The 18,283-nt window shown below is 73.1% G+C and carries 19 protein-coding genes and 1 pseudogene; 11 read left to right on the top strand and 9 right to left on the bottom strand.

Features of this window, described 5'->3' with window-relative positions:
* Nucleotides 1–52 precede the first annotated feature (52 nt).
* The 5 genes and pseudogenes from ACWGH0_RS14040 to ACWGH0_RS14020 form a co-directional block, all read left to right on the top strand.
* Entirely contained in the window at nucleotides 53–1,294 is a 1,242-nt protein-coding gene (locus ACWGH0_RS14040; protein WP_453404406.1) for a DUF6777 domain-containing protein, read from the top strand.
* Between the two features lie 124 nt (nucleotides 1,295–1,418).
* Nucleotides 1,419–3,143: an aa3-type cytochrome oxidase subunit I gene (ctaD, locus tag ACWGH0_RS14035; protein ID WP_453404474.1), complete on the top strand. Its 1,725-nt coding sequence runs from the start codon at nucleotides 1,419–1,421 to the stop codon at nucleotides 3,141–3,143.
* Between the two features lie 33 nt (nucleotides 3,144–3,176).
* Nucleotides 3,177–3,518 (top strand): hypothetical protein, encoded by a 342-nt coding sequence (locus ACWGH0_RS14030; protein WP_453404473.1) that lies wholly within the window; start codon nucleotides 3,177–3,179, stop codon nucleotides 3,516–3,518.
* Between the two features lie 129 nt (nucleotides 3,519–3,647).
* The gene (locus tag ACWGH0_RS14025) at nucleotides 3,648–4,685 is read left to right on the top strand and encodes an NAD-dependent epimerase/dehydratase family protein (protein ID WP_453404405.1); all 1,038 of its coding nucleotides are present in this window, start codon (nucleotides 3,648–3,650) and stop codon (nucleotides 4,683–4,685) included.
* A gap of 112 nt (nucleotides 4,686–4,797) precedes the next feature.
* Nucleotides 4,798–5,640, top strand: a pseudogene (locus ACWGH0_RS14020) (SigB/SigF/SigG family RNA polymerase sigma factor); the annotation flags it as partial.
* Nucleotides 5,641–5,677: 37 nt separating this feature from the next.
* Here ACWGH0_RS14020 and ACWGH0_RS14015 read toward each other — a convergent pair.
* The 6 genes from ACWGH0_RS14015 to ACWGH0_RS13990 all read right to left on the bottom strand — a co-directional run bounded on the left by ACWGH0_RS14015 (nucleotide 5,678) and on the right by ACWGH0_RS13990 (nucleotide 9,189).
* Complete coding sequence (locus ACWGH0_RS14015; protein ID WP_453404404.1) at nucleotides 5,678–6,118, bottom strand: ATP-binding protein; 441 nt, start codon at nucleotides 6,116–6,118, stop codon at nucleotides 5,678–5,680.
* Nucleotides 6,119–6,214: 96 nt separating this feature from the next.
* Nucleotides 6,215–7,426: an FUSC family protein gene (locus ACWGH0_RS14010; RefSeq protein ID WP_453404403.1), complete on the bottom strand. Its 1,212-nt coding sequence runs from the start codon at nucleotides 7,424–7,426 to the stop codon at nucleotides 6,215–6,217.
* A 25-nt stretch (nucleotides 7,427–7,451) separates the two neighbouring features.
* Nucleotides 7,452–8,159: an HAD family hydrolase gene (locus ACWGH0_RS14005; RefSeq protein ID WP_453404402.1), complete on the bottom strand. Its 708-nt coding sequence runs from the start codon at nucleotides 8,157–8,159 to the stop codon at nucleotides 7,452–7,454.
* Between the two features lie 164 nt (nucleotides 8,160–8,323).
* Nucleotides 8,324–8,500: a CsbD family protein gene (locus ACWGH0_RS14000; protein WP_453404401.1), complete on the bottom strand. Its 177-nt coding sequence runs from the start codon at nucleotides 8,498–8,500 to the stop codon at nucleotides 8,324–8,326.
* A 107-nt stretch (nucleotides 8,501–8,607) separates the two neighbouring features.
* Nucleotides 8,608–8,802 (bottom strand): hypothetical protein, encoded by a 195-nt coding sequence (locus ACWGH0_RS13995; protein WP_453404400.1) that lies wholly within the window; start codon nucleotides 8,800–8,802, stop codon nucleotides 8,608–8,610.
* 15 nt (nucleotides 8,803–8,817) lie between these two features.
* Complete coding sequence (locus tag ACWGH0_RS13990; RefSeq protein ID WP_453404399.1) at nucleotides 8,818–9,189, bottom strand: VOC family protein; 372 nt, start codon at nucleotides 9,187–9,189, stop codon at nucleotides 8,818–8,820.
* 136 nt (nucleotides 9,190–9,325) lie between these two features.
* Here ACWGH0_RS13990 and ACWGH0_RS13985 point away from each other — a divergent pair, with 136 nt between their 5' ends.
* The 4 genes from ACWGH0_RS13985 (at nucleotide 9,326) to ACWGH0_RS13970 (ending at nucleotide 13,264) form a co-directional block, all read left to right on the top strand.
* Complete coding sequence (locus ACWGH0_RS13985) at nucleotides 9,326–9,868, top strand: 2Fe-2S iron-sulfur cluster-binding protein (RefSeq protein WP_453404398.1); 543 nt, start codon at nucleotides 9,326–9,328, stop codon at nucleotides 9,866–9,868.
* Complete coding sequence (locus ACWGH0_RS13980) at nucleotides 9,865–10,851, top strand: FAD binding domain-containing protein (protein ID WP_453404397.1); 987 nt, start codon at nucleotides 9,865–9,867, stop codon at nucleotides 10,849–10,851. The genes ACWGH0_RS13985 and ACWGH0_RS13980 overlap by 4 nt, the downstream gene beginning before the upstream one ends.
* A gap of 20 nt (nucleotides 10,852–10,871) precedes the next feature.
* Nucleotides 10,872–12,977, top strand: coding sequence for a xanthine dehydrogenase family protein molybdopterin-binding subunit (locus ACWGH0_RS13975; RefSeq protein WP_453404396.1), 2,106 nt, complete (start codon nucleotides 10,872–10,874; stop codon nucleotides 12,975–12,977).
* Between the two features lie 110 nt (nucleotides 12,978–13,087).
* On the top strand, nucleotides 13,088–13,264 hold the full coding sequence (locus tag ACWGH0_RS13970) for a hypothetical protein (RefSeq protein ID WP_453404395.1): 177 nt from the start codon (nucleotides 13,088–13,090) through the stop codon (nucleotides 13,262–13,264).
* Nucleotides 13,265–13,865: 601 nt separating this feature from the next.
* On the opposite strand, the gene ACWGH0_RS13965 is transcribed toward ACWGH0_RS13970, so the two are convergent.
* Nucleotides 13,866–14,285 carry a CBS domain-containing protein gene (locus ACWGH0_RS13965; protein WP_453404394.1) on the bottom strand — a complete coding sequence of 140 codons (420 nt, stop codon included), beginning with the start codon at nucleotides 14,283–14,285 and terminating at the stop codon, nucleotides 13,866–13,868.
* 207 nt (nucleotides 14,286–14,492) lie between these two features.
* Here ACWGH0_RS13965 and ACWGH0_RS13960 point away from each other — a divergent pair, with 207 nt between their 5' ends.
* Nucleotides 14,493–14,720: a DUF6480 family protein gene (locus ACWGH0_RS13960; protein ID WP_453404393.1), complete on the top strand. Its 228-nt coding sequence runs from the start codon at nucleotides 14,493–14,495 to the stop codon at nucleotides 14,718–14,720.
* A 15-nt stretch (nucleotides 14,721–14,735) separates the two neighbouring features.
* On the opposite strand, the gene ACWGH0_RS13955 is transcribed toward ACWGH0_RS13960, so the two are convergent.
* The gene (locus ACWGH0_RS13955) at nucleotides 14,736–15,545 is read right to left on the bottom strand and encodes an SDR family oxidoreductase (RefSeq protein ID WP_453404392.1); all 810 of its coding nucleotides are present in this window, start codon (nucleotides 15,543–15,545) and stop codon (nucleotides 14,736–14,738) included.
* 37 nt (nucleotides 15,546–15,582) lie between these two features.
* Nucleotides 15,583–16,332, bottom strand: coding sequence for an SDR family oxidoreductase (locus ACWGH0_RS13950; RefSeq protein WP_453404391.1), 750 nt, complete (start codon nucleotides 16,330–16,332; stop codon nucleotides 15,583–15,585).
* Between the two features lie 625 nt (nucleotides 16,333–16,957).
* On the opposite strand from ACWGH0_RS13950, the gene ACWGH0_RS13945 reads away from it, so the two are divergent.
* Nucleotides 16,958–18,283 (top strand): MFS transporter (locus tag ACWGH0_RS13945; RefSeq protein ID WP_453404472.1); only part of this gene is annotated, 1,326 nt, incomplete at its 3' end.

Here is an 18,283-nt window from a genome sequence, read left to right as displayed (position 1 = left end):
GCAGGCATAGCGTACGCAGAGCGACCGATCCCTAGGTTGGGGAGTACCGCCCGTGAGTGCTGAACCGCCGCCGTCGTCCGGCCGCCCCACAGGTCCCCCCTCCGGCCCGCTCTCGGGTCCCGGCCAACCCGGGCAGGGGGACCGTCCCACGCCCCCGCCCGGTCCGCCCGGCGGTCCGCCGAGCGGCGGCGGCGCCACCGTCGGCGGGCCCGGAGGACCGGGGGAACCGGGGGGTCCCGGGCGCCCCTGGTGGCGGTCCGTGCCGAAGGTCGCGGCCATCGCCACGGCGATCGTCGCCGCGGTCGTGCTGACCGTGGTCCTCACCCGGCCCGACGGCGGGTCGGTGGCCGGCGGCGAGGTCTTCCTGGAGGCCGCGGGCTCGTCCGGACCCGATCCGTACACCGAGTCGACGGCGCGCGACACCTCGGCGGCGACGGCCGAGCCGACCACGCCGCAGGACGTACGGCCCAGCGTGACGCCGACCCGGACCGGTGTCACCCAGGCGGTGGAGGGGTCCGAGCCCGGTGTGTACGGCGGGACCCAGAAGGTGGCCAGCTGCAACGTCGAGAAGCAGATCTCGGCGCTCACGGCGCAGAAGGACAAGAACCGGGTGTTCGCCTCCGTCCTGGGCATCGAGCCGACGGGCGTTCCGGCGTACCTGCGCTCGCTGACCCCCGTACAGCTGCGGATGGACACCCGGGTCACCAACCACGGCTACCGCAACGGCTCCGCGACGCCCTACCAGTCGGTGCTCCAGGCCGGCACGGCCGTCCTGATCGACGACCGGGGCGTGCCCCGGGTGCGCTGCGCGTGCGGCAATCCGCTGCGTCCGCCGGTCGCGGTCAAGGGCGCCGCCAAGCGGACGGGCAAGCCGTGGGCGGGCTTCCGCTCCTCGGACGTCGTGACGGTGAAGCCGGCGCCGAAGCCGGTCGACGAGTTTCTGCTGTTCGATCCGGAGAACGACGACTGGTTCAAGCGCGAGGCGGGCGACACCGGCACCGACGACCGGCGGACCGAGCCGCCCGCCAAGGAGACGAAGTCCCCGTCCCCCGGCCGGACGTCGAAGTCGCCGTCCACCGAGTCGCCGCACACGGATTCGCCGCCGGTGGACCCGCCGTCCGAGCAGGACCCCGACTCGCCGGTCCCGGACTCGCCCGCCCCCGACTCCCCCGACTCCCCCGCGCCCGACTCCCCGGAGCCGGACTCTCCCGGCCCCGACTCGCCGGACCCGGGCTCTCCCGCGCCGGTGTCCCCGGCCCCCGAAGTCCCGGCCCCCGCGGGGCCGACCGGGTGAATTCGACGGCGTACCAGCCTTCTGGCTCACATCCTGCCCGCCCGACTGGTTTGCTCGCGGGCAGGGGGCCGGCGGGCCGCCACCGCACGCGATTTTCAACCGGAGGAACGTCGTAATGACGACGATGCACACCGCAGGACCGCCCGGATCGGAACCGGAGAGCTACGAGGACGAACTTCCGGTCCACCCGCACCAGCGGGGCAACGTCGTCATCAAGTGGCTGACCACCACCGACCACAAGACGATCGGTTCGCTGTACCTGACCACGTCGTTCATGTTCTTCATCATCGGCGGCGTGATGGCGCTGCTCATGCGCGCCGAACTGGCCCGTCCCGGCATCCAGATCGTGTCGAACGAGCAGTTCAACCAGGCGTTCACGATGCACGGCACGATCATGCTGCTGATGTTCGCGACGCCGCTGTTCGCCGGATTCGCGAACTGGATCATGCCGCTCCAGATCGGGGCGCCCGACGTGGCGTTCCCGCGGCTGAACATGTTCGCGTACTGGCTCTACCTCTTCGGCTCGCTCATCGCGGTGGGCGGTCTGCTCACCCCGGACGGCACTCCGGACTTCGGCTGGTTCGCCTACTCCCCGCTGAACGACGCGGTGCATTCGCCGGGCGTCGGCGCCGACATGTGGATCATGGGCCTGGCCTTCTCCGGCTTCGGCACGATCCTCGGCTCGGTCAACTTCATCACCACGATCATCTGCATGCGCGCCCCCGGCATGACGATGTTCCGCATGCCGATCTTCACCTGGAACATCCTGCTGACCGGTGTCCTGGTGCTGCTCGCCTTTCCCGTCCTCGCGGCGGCGCTGCTCGCGCTGGAGGCGGACCGCAAGTTCGGCGCGCACATCTTCGACCCGGCCATCGGCGGATCGATCCTGTGGCAGCACCTGTTCTGGTTCTTCGGGCACCCCGAGGTGTACATCATCGCGCTGCCGTTCTTCGGCATCGTCACGGAGATCATCCCCGTCTTCAGCCGCAAGCCGATCTTCGGCTACATCGGCCTGGTGGGCGCCACCATCGCGATCGCGGGTCTGTCGGCGACGGTGTGGGCGCACCACATGTTCCCGACGGGCGCGGTGCTGCTGCCGTTCTTCTCGTTCATGACCTTCCTGATCGCGGTGCCCACCGGGGTGAAGTTCTTCAACTGGATCGGCACCATGTGGAAGGGGTCGCTCAGCTTCGAGACGCCGATGCTGTGGGCGACCGGCTTCCTCGTCACGTTCCTCTTCGGCGGCCTGACCGGCATCATCCTGGCCTCGCCGCCCCTCGACCTGCACGTCACCGACACGTACTTCGTCGTCGCGCACTTCCACTACGTGGTCTTCGGCACCGTGGTCTTCGCGATGTTCGCCGGGTTCCACTTCTGGTGGCCGAAGTTCACGGGCAAGATGCTGGACGAGCGCCTCGGCAAGATCACCTTCTGGACGCTGTTCGTGGGCTTCCACGGCACGTTCCTGGTGCAGCACTGGCTCGGCGCCGAGGGCATGCCGCGCCGTTACGCCGACTACCTGGCCGCCGACGGGTTCACCCCGCTGAACACGATCTCGTCGATCGCCTCGTTCCTGCTGGGCATGTCGCTGCTTCCGTTCTTCTACAACGTCTGGAAGACCGCGAAGTACGGCAAGCCGGTCGCGGTCGACGACCCGTGGGGCTTCGGCCGTTCGCTGGAGTGGGCGACCTCCTGCCCGCCGCCCCGCCACAACTTCGTCACGCTGCCGCGGATCCGTTCCGAGTCCCCGGCGTTCGACCTGCACCACCCGGCCATCGCCGCCCTCGACCAGGCGCACAACCGCCCCGACACCTCGGAGACCGTGGCGCCCGGGGACAAGCAGAGGTAAGTACGCCGCCAGGGAAGGGAATGAGGCGTGAGCGTGGAGCCGGAGAAGGAGAGCGCCCGCGGTCTGGCACAGCTGGAGGGTTACCTCCTGTGGAGTTCGGAGGTCGCGGACGCGCGCCACCACGCCGCCCGCTTCGCCGAGCAGTTGCCGTGGCTGACCACCGCGCAACGGGAGGACGTGGAGCGCGTCTACACGGCCGAGCGGCTGGCCGCCTCCAAGGCGATGCTGGTCCGCGTGGCGGAGCGGGCCACTTCCCTGCGCGCCGAGTACACGGAGCGCTACCGCAGTCTGCGGGCGCGGTGTGTGGCGGTGACCGTCGTCTGCGCGGGCGTGGCGGGCGGAGGGTGCGCGGCGTTCACCCTGCTGGTCAGGTGACGGCCGTTTCACCCCGTCCGTAGTGGGGACCCGCAGGACGTCCGCCCGGTGCGGCAGCGCTTCGCGGGCCGGTGGTACGCGGGCCGGTTCGAGAGCGCGGTCAGGACGAGCGAAGTCACGGAGTGCCTCATGAGCGAGACAACAGGACTGCGGGTGGTCGTCACGGGCGCCACCGGGAACGTGGGCACCAGCGTCGTGAGCGCCCTCGCGGAGGATCCGCGGGTGGGTTCCGTCCTCGGCCTGGCCCGCAGGGTGCCCGACCTGGCCTTCCCCAGGACGGAGTGGGCGTCCGTGGACCTGGGCGAGGAGGCGGAGGGTGACGGGCTCGCCGGGCACTTCGCCGGCGCGGACGCCGTGGTGCACCTCGCCTGGCGCTTCCAGCCGACCCACGACCCGGTGATCACCTGGCAGACGAACGTCCTCGGGTCGCTCAGGGTCTTCAGGGCGGTCGCGGCGGCCGGTGTGCCCGCCCTGGTCCACGCCTCGTCGGTCGGCGCGTACGCGCCGGGACCGAAGGAGGCTCCGGGCGTCGACGAGTCGTGGCCCACCCACGGCTGGCCGGACGCGGCGTACTGCCGGGAGAAGTCGTACCTCGAACGGGTGCTGGACACCTTCGAGCTGGAGCACCCGCACGTCCGCGTCGTCCGCATGCGCCCGGCGTTCCTGTTCAAGGAGACGTCGGCGAGCGAGCAGCGGCGCATCTTCGCCGGGCGCTTCCTGCCCGGTCCGCTGATCCGGCCGGACCTGCTGCCCTGGGTGCCGGACCTGGAGGGGCTCGTACTCCAGGCCATGCACACCGACGACGCCGCGCGGGCGTACCGGGAGGCCGTGCTGCGGGACGTGAGCGGAGCGTTCAACCTGGCGGCCGGCCCCGTCGTCGACGCGAAGGTACTGGGCGAGCTGCTGGGGGCGAAGGTGGTGAAGGTGCCCACGGGTGTGGTGCGCGCCGCGCTGGCGGCGGCCTGGAACGCGCGTCTCGCCCCGGCCTCGCCGCACCTGTTCGACGCGGTCCTCCGGCTGCCCGTGCTGGACTCGTCCAGGGCGCGCCGGGAGCTCGGCTGGGAGCCGGAGCGTACGTCCACCGACGCGATCCGGGAGTTCCTGGAGGGCGTGCGCAAGGGAAGCGGGGAGCAGACGGCGCCGCTGGCGGGCCGCAAGGCGAGCTAGACGCGTCGCACGGCGGAACGCGACGCCCGATAAAGCACCAAAACGCCCGTTTGGGTAAGATATCGGCAGGACGCTCGTACGACGGTTTCTCCCAGCGCGTCGAAGGAGCCTCATGTCCAGCCGCCTGCGTACCCGTGAGACCGCATCCGGAGCCACCGAGACCGGCGCACCACGGCCGGGGCCTGCCGGGCTCCCGGACATCCCCGATCCCGCCACCCTCTGCACACTGGACGCACGCACCCTCTCCGACTCCCTGTTCGAGCGGCTGGCGGCGCTGAAGGAGGGCACGCCCGACTACGCGTACGTCCGCAACACCCTGGTCGAGATCAACCTCAGCCTCGTCAAGTACGCCGCGGCGCGGTTCCGCAACCGGAACCAGCCCATGGAGGACATCGTCCAGGTCGGGACCATCGGTCTGATCAAGGCCATCGACCGCTTCGACCTCGGGCGCGAGGTGGAGTTCCCCTCCTTCGCCCTCCCGACGATCGAGGGCGAGATCAAGCGCTTCTTCCGCGACAACAGCTGGGACGTCCGCGTACCCCGCCGCCTCCAGGAGCTGCGGATCGACATCGCCCGCGCCTGCGACACGCTGGAGCAGGGCCTGGGCCGCGAGCCCACGGGCGCGGAGCTCGCGGCCCACCTGGGGGTGGACGAGGAGGAGGTCCGGGAGGGCCGGCGAGCCGCGAACGGCTACAACGCCCGCTCCCTGGACGTGGTCTTCGACGACGCCCCCGCGGGCTTCGCCCAGTGCTGCCTCGGCCAGGAGGTCCGGGCCTACGACACCGTCGAGTGCGTCGTGGCGCTGAAGCCGCTGGTGACGGCGCTGGCCGAGCGCGACCGGATGATCCTCACCATGAGGTTCGTGGAGGAGCTCACCCAGCGGGAGATCGGCGAGCGGATGGGCATCTCCCAGATGCAGGTGTCCCGGCTGCTCACGCGCATTCTGTCGACCCTGCGCGAAGCGCTCCTCGCGGACGACGACGGCCGGCCCGCTACTCCTGCTGCCGGTGGCCGCGCGGCGGCGTCACCTCCACCCACACCGTCTTGCCGTCGCCCCGGGGCTGCGACCCCCAGCTCCGGGCGAGGCGCCGCAGCACCGTCAGACCGTGCCCGCCGGGCACGCCCACGCGTGACGGCCGGGGCCGCGGATGCGCGGGGCTGCCGTCGGTGACCTCGATGCGCAGCCGGTCGGCCGTGCAGTGCAGGACGAACTCCCGCGGGCCGCCCGCGTGCAGGCAGGCGTTGGTGACCACCTCGGACACGAGCAACAGCACGTCGTCGACGACCGCCTGGTCCTCCTCGTCGGCGGCCGGAGTCCACCGCCAGTCCGCCAGCGCCGCCCGGGTGAAGTCGCGGCAGCGACCCACCACGTCCTCGGTGCCGCACAGGGTCAGGCGTCGGATCTGACCGTGCGACTGGAGGACGTCGGCCATGACGCACCCCCTCGTCTCGGTTGGGTCCCGGGACCCCGGGTCCCGGATCTTCGGAGCTTTGAGGCTATGGCCACCGGGTGCCCCAAAAGTTGGGTTTTACCCCCTGTGCCGGGTGCCGTGTGCCGCGCGGTCTCCGTCGCCCACCGGGGCCAGCTCGTGCAGGAGTTGCTGGGCCTGGGCCACCAGGCCGCCCAGCGAGGTGGCCGTCTCGCTGTCGAGCCGCGCCAGTTGCCGCTTCAGCCGCCCGTGCGCGGTCCAGGCGGACTCCAGAGCGCGTGCCCGCTCGTCCGGGGAGCCTTCGCCGCGGCCCTCGAGGTGGTCCCGGTCCGCCGCGCAGACGTCGCCGGCCGCCCGCAGGAGGTCCGAGAGGGGCGCCACGGCCGCCTCGGGGAGCGGCGTGAGCGGGGGCTCGTCACTGGTCGTACTGGCGAGCGTGCGCAGCAGGGTCGTCAGCGGGTCGGCGATCCGCTCCCACGCCTGGTCCCACGCGGGCGGGGGCAGCGCGGGCCCGGTACGGCGCAGCCGGCGGCCGGGGTTGAGACGGTAGCTCTCGCGGCTCCACCGCCGTGCGTCGCGCAGGTCGGCCAGGATGCCCCCGATCCGCCGGGCGCGGTCGTGCCAGCCCTCCGCGTCCTGGCGCCCGTACCCCTCCCGCAGACCGTCGGCGACCGTGCGCAGCAGCTCGGCGCACTCCTCGGGCAGCCGGCGCAGGCAGTCGCGGACGCTGCGCAGGTGGACCGGCGGGAGGATCAGCGCGTTCACCGCGATGCCGATGACCGCGCCGACGGCCGACTCGAAGAGCCGGTGCAGGATGTCGAGGCCCGAGTACGAGCCGTAGGCGAGGACGAACACCGCGGTGGTGGGCGCGTACAGGCCGTGCTCGCCGAAGCGGGCGTAGTTGCCGATCAGGACCGCGACCGGCAGCACCAGGACCATCGCCGTCATGGTGTCGCCCGTCAGATTGGCCGCTCCCGCCGCCAGCACGGTGCCCAGGGCGATCACGACGAGCTGCTGCACCCCGGAGCGCAGCGAACGGTAGACGGTGCTCTGCACGAGGACGACCGCCGTCCAGGGGGCCATCAGCGCCATCGGCGCGTTCCACCACCAGCCGGTCAGCGCCCAGGCCGCCGCTGCGGCGCCCGCGGCCTTGAGCGACTGGGTGACGACGTCCCGTTCCGGTCCTGGGCCCGCCGCCGCGCGACGGGCGGAGCGGCCGATCGCGGCCACCTCCCTGGACAGCCACCACCACGTACGGCCGAGTGCGGCGCCGCTCGTGTGCGAACGGCGCCCGCTGTCCCCGACTGCCACTGCCGCCCCTCCGGTCCTGGCCTGCCTACGACGGGGGCCGGGTGCCCCCGCGCGCGCCTTCCAATCGTTGCCGCAGCCGGGCGAGGGGGCTTTCGTCGAGCCTCGCGAGGAGGTCGGCGGGGTCCTGGTAGACGGCCGCCGCACCGGCCTCCTCCAGGTCCCGGTGCGGGATGCCGCCGCACCGCAGCGCCACGCCGAGCACCCCGGCCCGGGCGGCGGCCTCCATGTCCCACACCGTGTCGCCGACGAACACGGCACGGTCGGCCGGTACACCGGCCAGTTCCAGCGCCCGTTCGACCGGCTCGGGGGCCGGTTTCCCCCGGTCCACGTCCTCGGAGCTCGCGGTGGCGCTGATCGCGTCGTCGGCGTCGAGGGCGCGGCGCAGTGCGGCGAGTTCGCCGCCGCTCGCCGAGGTGGCGAGTACGACGGTCCAGCCCTGCGACGCGAGGGCCCGCAGCAGCCGGCCGGCCTGCGGCAGGGCGGGCAGGCGGTCCGCGTACGTCGCGTACAGGGTCTTGTGGGCGGCGCTGATGGCGTCGTCCCGGCCGGTGTCGCGGTCGTCGCCGAGCAACCGGGCGACGAGGTCGTGGCCGGGCAGGCCGACGGCCCGGTGGATGTCGTGCATCACGACGTCGTGCCCGGCCTGGCGGAACGCCTCCCACCAGGAGACGACGTGCAGATGGTTCGTGTCGACGAGGGTTCCGTCGACGTCGAAGACGGCCGCGCGCTCCATGTCGCCGCTTCCTCCCTGGTGCCTCGTGTCCGACGGGCCCGTGCGGGTGCCCGGGCGCCGGTGCGTCGTACCGAGTGGTTCGTGTCCGGTTCCCGTCCGCACAGGGCGACGGGCCGCGCCCGTCGTGGCGGCGCGGCCCGTTTCCGTACCTGTGCGGTACCGGGTTACTTCCGGGGCGACTTCCTGACCCGCTCGCCGGTCCTGGCGACCGTCTCCTGGGCCGTGCCCCGCAGCTGCTCGCCGCGGCCCTCGGCCTCCATCGACGGGTTGTCGGCGGTCCTGCCGACGGTTTCCTTGATCTTGCCCTTGGCCTGCTTCGCCTTCGCCTTCGCCTTGCTCACGAGGGTGTTCCTTCCAGAGAGATCAGAGGTGACTTGTCCTGGCTCGTCCACCTTGCGCCGGTCACCGTCCGCCTGCAATCCGGGACGCCGCGTCACACTCCTCGCGTTCAGCCGGACGGCTCCTGCGGGGCCGGCTCCTGTCCGGCGGCGGACGCGCGGTCGCCGTCGTCGCGGCTCTCGTCCGGAGCAGGGCCGCCGGTCTCGTCCGCGGGGTCCTCGCCGGCCTCCGCCTGCTGGTCGGGCAGGTCGCGCGGGACGGGCCCGCCGTTGTCCTCGGGGTCCTGCGTACGGGGGTCGCTCATGATTCTTGGTCCTCCCTAGGCGCGGCAGAGGCAGAACGGGTGGCCTGCCGGGTCGGCGTACACGCGAAAGCCCCGCCGGCCGTCCTCGTCGTCGAGGTCGAGCGGCGTGGCGCCGAGCGCGAGCACCTGCTCCTGCGCCGCCTCGATGTCGGGCACGTCGAAGTCCAGGTGCATCTGCTGCGAGTTCGCGTCGGCCCGCGGCCAGTCCGGCGGCCGGAAACCGGGCGCGCGCTGGAAGGCGATGCGGGGTCCGCCGGGGACGTACAGGTCGTACCAGTCCTCGCTGTCCTTCTTCACGTCGCCGCCCAGCACAGCGGCGTAGAAGCCGGCGAGCGCCTGCGGGTCCGGACAGTCCACGGCCACGAGGCAGTACTTCGCGATGGCCATGCCCACCTCCTCGGTCTGGATGACGTCCCAGCCCAGTACCCCGCCCGGGAGCGCTGAACCGGAACGCGGACGACGGAACATTTTGATAGGAAGAGGTACGAAGCGATGCCTTACGAACCTGAAAGGCGGCGACGGCGTGGAGCCAACCGTCCAGCAGGAGAACGCGCACAGCTCGGTCCTCACTCTGCACGTCAACGGGACACCGCACACCCTGACGCTCGACCACCGCACGACCCTGCTCGACGCCCTGCGCGAGCACCTGCGGCTGACGGGGGCCAAGAAGGGGTGCGACCACGGCCAGTGCGGCGCCTGCACTGTGATCGTCGACGGCCGGCGCGCCAACAGCTGCCTGCTCCTGGCCACGGCCCACGACGGGGCGCGCGTCACCACCGTCGAGGGGCTCGCCGACGGCGACCGGCTCCATCCGCTCCAGGAGGCGTTCGTCGAGCGGGACGCCCTCCAGTGCGGCTACTGCACGCCGGGGCAGATCTGCTCGGCCGTCGGGATGCTGGCCGAGGCCGCCGAGGGACATCCCTCGCACGTCACGTCCCCGCGGCACTCGCCCGGCGGTCCGGCCGTCCTCGGCCCGGACGAGATCCGGGAGCGCATGAGCGGCAACATCTGCCGCTGCGGCGCGTATCCGAACATCGTCGACGCGATCGAGGACGTGGCGCCGTGAAGCCGTTCGCCTACTTCCGGGCCGAGAGCGCCGAGGAGGCGGTCGACGCCTTCGACACCCGCCGGCGCACGCAGTACCTCGGCGGCGGAACCAACCTCGTCGACCTGATGAAACTCGGGGTCGCGGCCCCCGACCTGCTCATCGACGTCAGCCGGCTGCCGCTGGACGGGATCGACGAGACGCCCGACGGCGGGCTGCGCATCGGCGCGACCGTGCGCAACAGCGATCTGGCCGCCCACCCGGTCGTGCGCACGCGCTACCCCGTCCTGTCGCAGGCCCTGCTGTCCGGCGCGTCGGGCCAGCTGCGGAACGTGGCGACGACCGGGGGGAACCTGCTCCAGCGCACCCGCTGCCCGTACTTCCAGGACCCCTCGAAGCCCTGCAACAAGCGTGCGCCCGGCACCGGTTGCCCCGCCCGCGAAGGCGTCCACCGCGATCTCGCGGTGCTCGGCCACTCCGAGCACTGCGTCGCCACGCACCCCTCCGACATGGCCGTCGCGCTCGCCGCCCTGGACGCGGCCGTCCATCTGCTCGGACCGCAGGGCGCGCGCACGGTCGCCGTCACCGACTTCCACCGGCTGCCGGGCGACCGTCCCGACCAGGACACCGTCGTCCGGACGGGCGAGCTGGTCACCGGCGTCACGCTGCCGCCGGCCTCGCCCGGCACGCGGTGCGCCTACCGCAAGGCCCGCGACCGCGCCTCGTACGCCTTCGCCCTCGCCTCCGTCGCCGCGGTCCTGCGCGTCGAGGGCGGGATCGTGCGGGACGCCGCCCTCGCCTTCGGCGGCCTCGCGCACGCGCCCTGGCGCGCCCGCGCCGCCGAGGAGGTGCTGCGCGGGGCGCCGGCCACCGAGGACACGTACGCCAGGGCGGCCGACGCCGAACTCGCCGCGGCCGAGCCGCTGCGCGACAACGGCTTCAAGGTGCCGCTCGCGCGCAACCTCGCCGTCAGCGTGCTGGCCGAACTCGCTTCCCGTACCTGATGAGGACGTGACATCCCGTCATGACGCACGCATCCAGCCCCCTCGGCACCCCCGCCGTCCGCGCGGAGGCCCGTGACAAGGTCACCGGCGCCGCCCGTTACGCGGCCGAGCACACCCCGCCCGGCTGCGCCTACGCGTGGCCCGTTCCCGCCACCGTCGCCCGCGGCCGGGTCGCCGCCGTGCACGCCGACGAGGTGCTCGCTCTGCCGGGCGTGCTCGCCGTGCTCAGCCACGAGAACGCGCCCCGCCTCAAGGAACCGGACGACCCGATCCTGGCCGTCCTGCAGAACGACCGGGTGCCGCACCGCGGCTGGCACGTCGCCCTGGTGGTCGCCGACACGCCGGAGAACGCCGTGTCGGCGGCCGGGGCGCTGCGGATCGAGTACGCCCCCGAGAAGCACGACGTACTGCTGACCGCCGGCCATCCGGGTCTCTACACGCCGGACGAGGCGAACAGCGGGGTGCCCGCGCTCCGGGAGCGCGGCGACTTCGACGCGGCCTACCCGGCGGCCGCCGTGCGCGTCGACGCGACGTACACGATGAGCGCGCTGCACAACCACCCCATGGAGCCGCACGCCTCGACCGCGTGGTGGGACGACGGAAGTCTGACCGTGTACGACTCCAGTCAGGGGTCGAGCAAGGTACGCGACGCCCTCGCGCAGGTCTTCGGTCTCGAGAAGCGCCGGATCACCGTCGTCTCCGAGCACGTCGGCGGCGGGTTCGGTTCCAAGGGCACTCCCCGCCCGCAGGTCGTGCTGGCCGCGATGGCCGCGCGGCACACCGGGCGGCCCGTCAAACTGGCGCTCCCCCGCCGCCAGCTCGCGGCCGTCGTCGGCCACCGCGCGCCGACGGTGCAGCGCGTACGGCTGGGGGCCGGCGCCGACGGTGTCCTGACCGCGCTGGCCCACGAGGTCGTCACGCAGACGTCGACGGTCAAGGAGTTCGTGGAGCAGGCCGGCGTGCCGGCCCGCGTCATGTACACCTCGCCGAACAGCCGCACCGGACACCGCGTCGCCGCGCTGGACGTGCCGTCCCCCTCCTGGATGCGGGCGCCGGGCGAGGCGTCCGGTATGTACGCCCTCGAATCGGCCATGGACGAACTCGCCGTCGCCGCCGGCCTCGACCCGGTGGAACTGCGGCTGCGCAACGAGCCGGACCGGGAGCCCGACAGCGGCAACCCGTTCAGCAGCCGGCACCTGGCCGAGTGCCTGCGGGAGGGGGCCCGGCGCTTCGGCTGGGAGGGGCGCGATCCGCGGCCCGGCATCCGCCGCGAGGGTGATCTGCTGCTCGGCACGGGCGTCGCGGCGGCCACCTATCCCGTACTGGTGAGCCCGTCCGCCGCCACCGCGCACGCCGCCCCCGGCGGGACGTACGTCGTCCGGGTCAACGCCACCGACATCGGCACCGGGGCCCGTACGGTGCTGGCGCAGATCGCGGCCGACGTGCTGGACGCGCCCCTGGAGTCGGTGCGCGTCGAGATCGGCAGCAGCGACCTCCCGGTGGCGCCGCTCGCGGGCGGCTCGTCCGGAACGGCCTCCTGGGGCTGGTCGGTGCACAAGGCGTGCGCCCTGCTGGCCGGGCGGCTGCGGGAGGGCGGGGGCGGCGTACCGGAAGGGGGGATCACGGTGACGGCGGACACGGAGCGGGAGGCGGCGGAGGAACCACCGTACGCGCGGCACGCGTTCGGCGCCCACTTCGCGCAGGTGCAGGCCGACACGGTGACGGGTGAGGTGCGCGTACGCCGCCTCCTCGGCGTGTACGCCGCGGGGCGCATCCTCAACCCGCGCACCGCGCGCTCCCAGTTCATCGGCGGGATGACCATGGGCATCGGGATGGCACTGACCGAACACAGCACCATGGATCCCGGCTTCGGCGACTTCGCGGAGCACGATCTCGCGTCGTACCACGTGCCGGCGTGCGCGGACGTACCGTCGATCGAGGCGCACTGGATCGACGAGGACGATCCGCACCTCAACCCGATGGGCAGCAAGGGCATCGGTGAGATCGGCATCGTCGGCACGGCGGCGGCCATCGGCAACGCCGTCCACCACGCCACGGGGGCGCGGCTGCGGGATCTGCCGCTGACGCCGGACAAGGTGCTGCCGCACATCGGCCGGGGACGCTGAACGCAGCTCCCGGGCGCGGGGCATGACCGTGATGCGGCGGGGCACAAGGCTGTCAGCGGCGCTGCCACCACCCCGACGTGTGGCGCGCCGTCGAGCGGCAGGAGAGGAACATGCTGGCAATCGCGGCGGCGGTGGTCTTCGTCATCGCCTTCATCATTCACGCGACGGAGACGTCGACGGAAACGATCTTCAGTACGACGAGCCTCATGCTCGTCGGGCTCGCCCTCCTCGCCCTGCACGTGGCGGGCCTGGGCGCGGGCTGGTCGGCCCGCGGCCGCCGGCGCTGACGCGTACGAGGCGATGACGAGGCGATACGGCCCCGGGCGGGACTCCGAGCCCCGCCCGGGGCCCACCCGCGCGGTGGTGACCGCTCCCCCGCGTGTTCTGAGGTTTCGATGCCCTGTCGTTCCGACGGGGCACAGCGCCGATGTCCAGTCGTCCCGACGGGGGACGGCGTCGTTTGCCGCATGATCTCCGGGGAACCCGCCGGGGCGACGGTTCCCCTCAGCACGGATGGGTTTTCTCATGGGCACACCTCCGAACGACCCCGTCCCGCCCAACCCGACCCCCGCCCCGGGTCCCGGGCCCACACCCGGACCGGCGCCCGGGCCGGTGCCGACGCCGGGGCCCGATCCGGTGCCCCCGGCTCCGCCGCGGCCCGAACCCGATCCGCCGGCGCCGGTTCCTCCGCCGGAGCCGAAGCCCGCGCCCGGTCCGCTGCCGGGTCCCGGGCCGACGCCGGCGCCCGTGACCTAGGTACGGGCCTGCGTACGGACCCTCAGTAGTACGGACCCTCAGTACGGACCTGCGCCGCGCCGGCCGGCCTGCCCGGTGGCCGGCTCCGGGCAGGCCGCAGCCCCCGGTAGTGTCCGGGGGTTGCGGCCTGGCTCAGGTGTTGGGCGCGGCGGCGCTCACGTCCCCGAGCGGGGACTCGGGATCGCGCTCGATCGCCAGATCGCCGAGGGACACGATGCCCACCGCGGTGGAGCCCTCGACCACGGGCAGCCGGCGCAGCGCCTTCTTCCGCATCAGGCCGATCGCGTGGTCGACCTCGTCGTCGGGGGCGACCGTGGCGAGATCCGTGCTGCACACGTCCCTGACCGTCGTCTCCCCCGGGTCCTTGCCCTCGGCGAGGACCCGTACGACCAGGTCCCGGTCGGTGACCAGTCCGCGCAGTCCGTCGCCGTCGGCGACCAGGACCACGCCGATGTTCTCCTCGCGCATGCGGCGCGCGACTTCGCTGACCGCCGTGAGCACGCCCACGGTGACCGGGTTGCTCGTCATGACTTCGCGTACCTGCTGACCCATCGGGTCCTCCACTGGACGGGCGGCGGCAGCCGCGGCCCCCACTGCCGCACGGGTACCCGCGCACGCATCGCCCACGCTCCACGATTCCCCGGCCGGCGGCCGAAGGCGCCGCGGGACCGCCGCGTGGCCGGCCCGCAGCGCGCCGCACGGTACGCACGCAACCGGCAGTAAATACGTTATTCGCCAGAAATCGGGCACCCGCTCGGTATGAACACACCACTGAACCCAGATCCCGATCCGGACCGGACCACCGGTCTCGAACCGGGCGGCTCGGTGCCGCCCGGCGAGACGCCTCCCGGGGAGGCCAGTACCAGCTCCGGCACCGGCCCCCGCGTCGAGCCGCCGCGCGGCTGGGCCAAGGGCCCGCTGATCGCCATCGGCGTGCTCGTGGTGCTGATCGCGGCCTTCTTCCTGGTGTACGCGATCCTCATCTGACCCCGGAGCGGGGCCTCACGGCCGGCGCCAGGAGTCGTCGTCCAGGTGGGAGCCGGCCATGGGGCCCATGCGGAGCATGCCGCCGTCGACCTGCCACGAGGCGCCCGTGACGTAGGAGGCGTCCGGGCTCGCCAGGAAGGCGATGACGGCGGCGACCTCCCGTGCGTCGCCGGGCCGCCCCAGGGGAACGCCCCGGCGCACCTCGGTGCGTACGTCCGTGTCCTCCTGGCCGGTCATCGGGGTGGCGATCTCACCGGGGGCGACGGCGTTGACGGTGATGCCGTACTCGGCGAGTTCGAGGGCCATCACCTGGGTGAGCAGGCCGAGGCCGCCCTTGGCCGCGCAGTAGGGCGCGGCGCCGACGCGGGGCGCAGTCTCGTGGACCGAGGTGACGTTGACGATCCTGCCGCCGTCGCCCTGCCGGATCATGCGCCGCGCCGCCCGCTGTCCGCACAGGAAGGGGCCGATCAGGTCCACGTCGAGGACCTCGCGGACCGTGTCGAGGCCGAGTTCGAGGAACGGGGTGGCGGTGCCGGTTCCCGCATTGTTGATCAGGACGTCGATCCGGCCCAGCTCGTCCGCGAGCCGGTCGACGGCGTCGGCGGCCTCGGGCAGGCGCGTGAGGTCCATGGCGGCCACGGCCGCGCGGCGCCCGTGCCCGCGCACCTCACGGGCCGTCTCCTCGGCGCCCTCCTGATCGGTGTGGAAGGTGATGCCGACGTCCATGCCCCGCGCGGCGAGGCGGACGGCCGTGGCGCGCCCGATTCCCGAGTCCGCGCCGGTGATGACGGCGACTGGCGTTGCTGCGTTCCCAGGGCTGGGCATACGGACGTTCCTCCTCGCGGGACGGGTTGACGGGGGATCAGGGCCAGGACGGTTCCTTGCGCGGTACGACGACCAGCTCGGACACCGAGCTGCCGACCGGGACGGAGAGGGCGTACAGCACCGTGTCGGCCACGATGTCGGGGCTCTGGAGCATCGAGGTGTCGGCGTCCGGGAAGCGCTCCATGATGAACGGTGTCTCCATTCCGCCCGCGATGATGCCCGTGACGCCGATACCGGGGCAGTCGCGCTGCGCCTCCTGGAACAGCGTGTGGGTGAACGCGCGCAGGCCCGACTTGCCCGCCGCGTAGGGGCCGGCCTCGGTCCAGGTGCGGTTCGCGGCCGTGGAGAGGATGTTGACGATGTGGCCGCCGCCCCGCGCCACCATGCGGCGGTAGGTCTCCAGACAGAGGTACATCGGCCCGAGCAGGTTGGTGGTGACGACGCGCGTCACCTCCTCGGCCGTCAGGTGCTCGATGGGCTTGGAGACGTCCACGGCCGCGTTGTTGACCAGGATGTCCACTGCGAGCCCCTCCGCCTCCAGGTCCGTGAAGACCTCCGCGACGGCCTCGGGATCGCGGACGTCCATCTCCACGAACCGCGCGTCGCCGGGCCCCGCGGCGCCCAGCTCGTTGCACAGCTCCCGCGCCAGGTCCTTGCGTACGTCCGCCACCAGTACGGAGGCTCCGGCCCCGGCCAGGCTCCGCGTGATCGAGGCCCCCAGCCCCCGTGCGCCGCCGGTGACCAGCGCCTGCCTGCCGTGAAGATCGACCCGCACTCCGGTTTCCATACCGCTGCCTTCCGTTGCCTTCCGTGCCTGCCGGACGGGAGCGGTGTGCGTTCGGCGACCGCCCCGTATCTCACTGTGAGCCCCGGGGGCGGGTGCGGCACGCCGGACTAGGCCGCCCCGCCGGGCCCGCCGCTGTGGTCGCGGTCACGCGTCCGGGCCGTCCGGGCGGGGCGGCGGGAGCACGGCCGGCGGCCTGTGAGCAAGCCCACCAGAAGTACCGGATCCCGTACGGCACAAGGGATGTCGGCCGCCCGGGAGCAGGGGCGCGCGAGGTTCCCGCCCGCAGGTGCCGAACCCTTCTGCCACGATGGTCCAGGCCGTGCCCCGGAAGGACTCCACCGCCGCCGAAAGGCGCCCCGAGTCCGCAGCCGGGCGGTACGGCCCAGACCAGATCCGGTGGAGCGGCCGCGCAGAGCAGCCGGTGTTGTGAGCTTCCGCCGTTCCGCCGCTTGAGCTCCGGCTCGTCTCCGAGTAACTCACTGTGTCTTCCATGCCTGCGGGCCACGCGCCCTCCCCTGCCCCTGCCCCCGACGCCGCCGCGACCGTCCGCCGCGGGCGGTTCGGCCGCCCCGCGAAGAGCGGGAGCGGCGACCACTCGCCGTGGCGTTCCCTGAAGTACCGCAGCATGCGCTGGTGGTCGGTCGCGAACTTCGTGTCCAACGCCGGTACCTGGATGCAGCTGACGGTCCAGAACCTGCTGGTGCTCCAGATCACCGGGTCCGCCGCCGCGACCGGACTCTCGATGTCCGTCCAGGCCGCGCCCGGGCTGCTGATGAGCCTCGCGGGCGGCGCGGCGGTCGACCGCTGGCCGAGGAAGCTGACGGCCGCCGTCAGCCAGGGGCTGCTGGGCGCCGTGGCGTTCCTGACGGCGGTCCTGGTGGCGACGGACCAGCTCAACCTGGCGGTCCTGATGACGCTGGCCGCGGTGACGGGCCTCATCGCCACGGTCGACGGGCCGGCCTGCTCGCTCCTGGGCAACGATCTCGTGCGTACGGAGGACGTCCCGTCGGCCATCGGCGTGGGTTCGCTCGTCCACAACGCGGGGCGCCTCACCGGCGCCGCGCTGGCCGGTGTCACCGTCGCCTTCCTCGGCACGGCCGCCGCGTACGCGGCCAACGGCCTCTCGTTCCTGTTCGTGGCCGCCGTCATCCCGTTCCTGCGTCCCGTCCACAAGGCCGTACGGGCCGCCGCGACCGCCCCGGCGGCCGGGAAGCGGGTCCCGGAGGCAGGGCCGGACGGGGCCGACCAGGACATGACCGTGCGCCAGGGCGTCGTGTTCTTCCTGCGGCGGCCCCGGCTGGTGGCCCTCGCGGGCATCACGGGCATCAGCGCGGTCTTCGGGCGCAACTACTCGCTCACCCTGGCCGTGCTCGTGACCGGGCCGCTCGCGGGCGGCGCGGGGGCCTTCGGCACCGTCTCCACCGTGCTCGCGGTCGGCGGCATCGTGGGCGCGGTGCTCGGGGCCCGGCTGCGCAAGCCGTCCGTGCGGCTCGTGGGCACGCTGGCGGCCGGCGGGGCCCTGCTCCAGGCGGTGGCGGGGTTCTCCCCGTCGCTCGCCGTGCTGCTGGTGCTCGTCCTGCCGATGGCCGTCGTCGAGTCGGTCTCCGACACGGCGGGGACGACCGTCCTCCAGACCGATCCGCCGGCTCATCTGCGGGGGCGGGTGCTCGGTGTGTGGGGCACCGTCAAGACGTCGTGGGGTCTCGCGGGCCCGCCGGCGCTCGGCCTGCTGATGGAGCTGGCGGGGGCGCGGGGCGCACTGGTGTCCGGCGGCCTGATCATCGCCGGTGCGATCGGAGCGGGTTTCCTGCTGCGCCGTCGCCGGACGGCGCCGGCCGTGATCGTGCGGACGGAGCCCGTGCCGGCCGGTCGGCCGGCCCTGGGCCCCGCCCCCGGACCCCACCCCCCCTACGCCCAACCAGTCGCGTATACACAACGGACGCGGCCGCCG

Source organism: Streptomyces sp. NPDC054887, from assembly GCF_053610585.1.
Note: the sequence above shows the minus strand (reverse complement) of the source record. Positions and strands in the feature narration are given on the sequence as shown.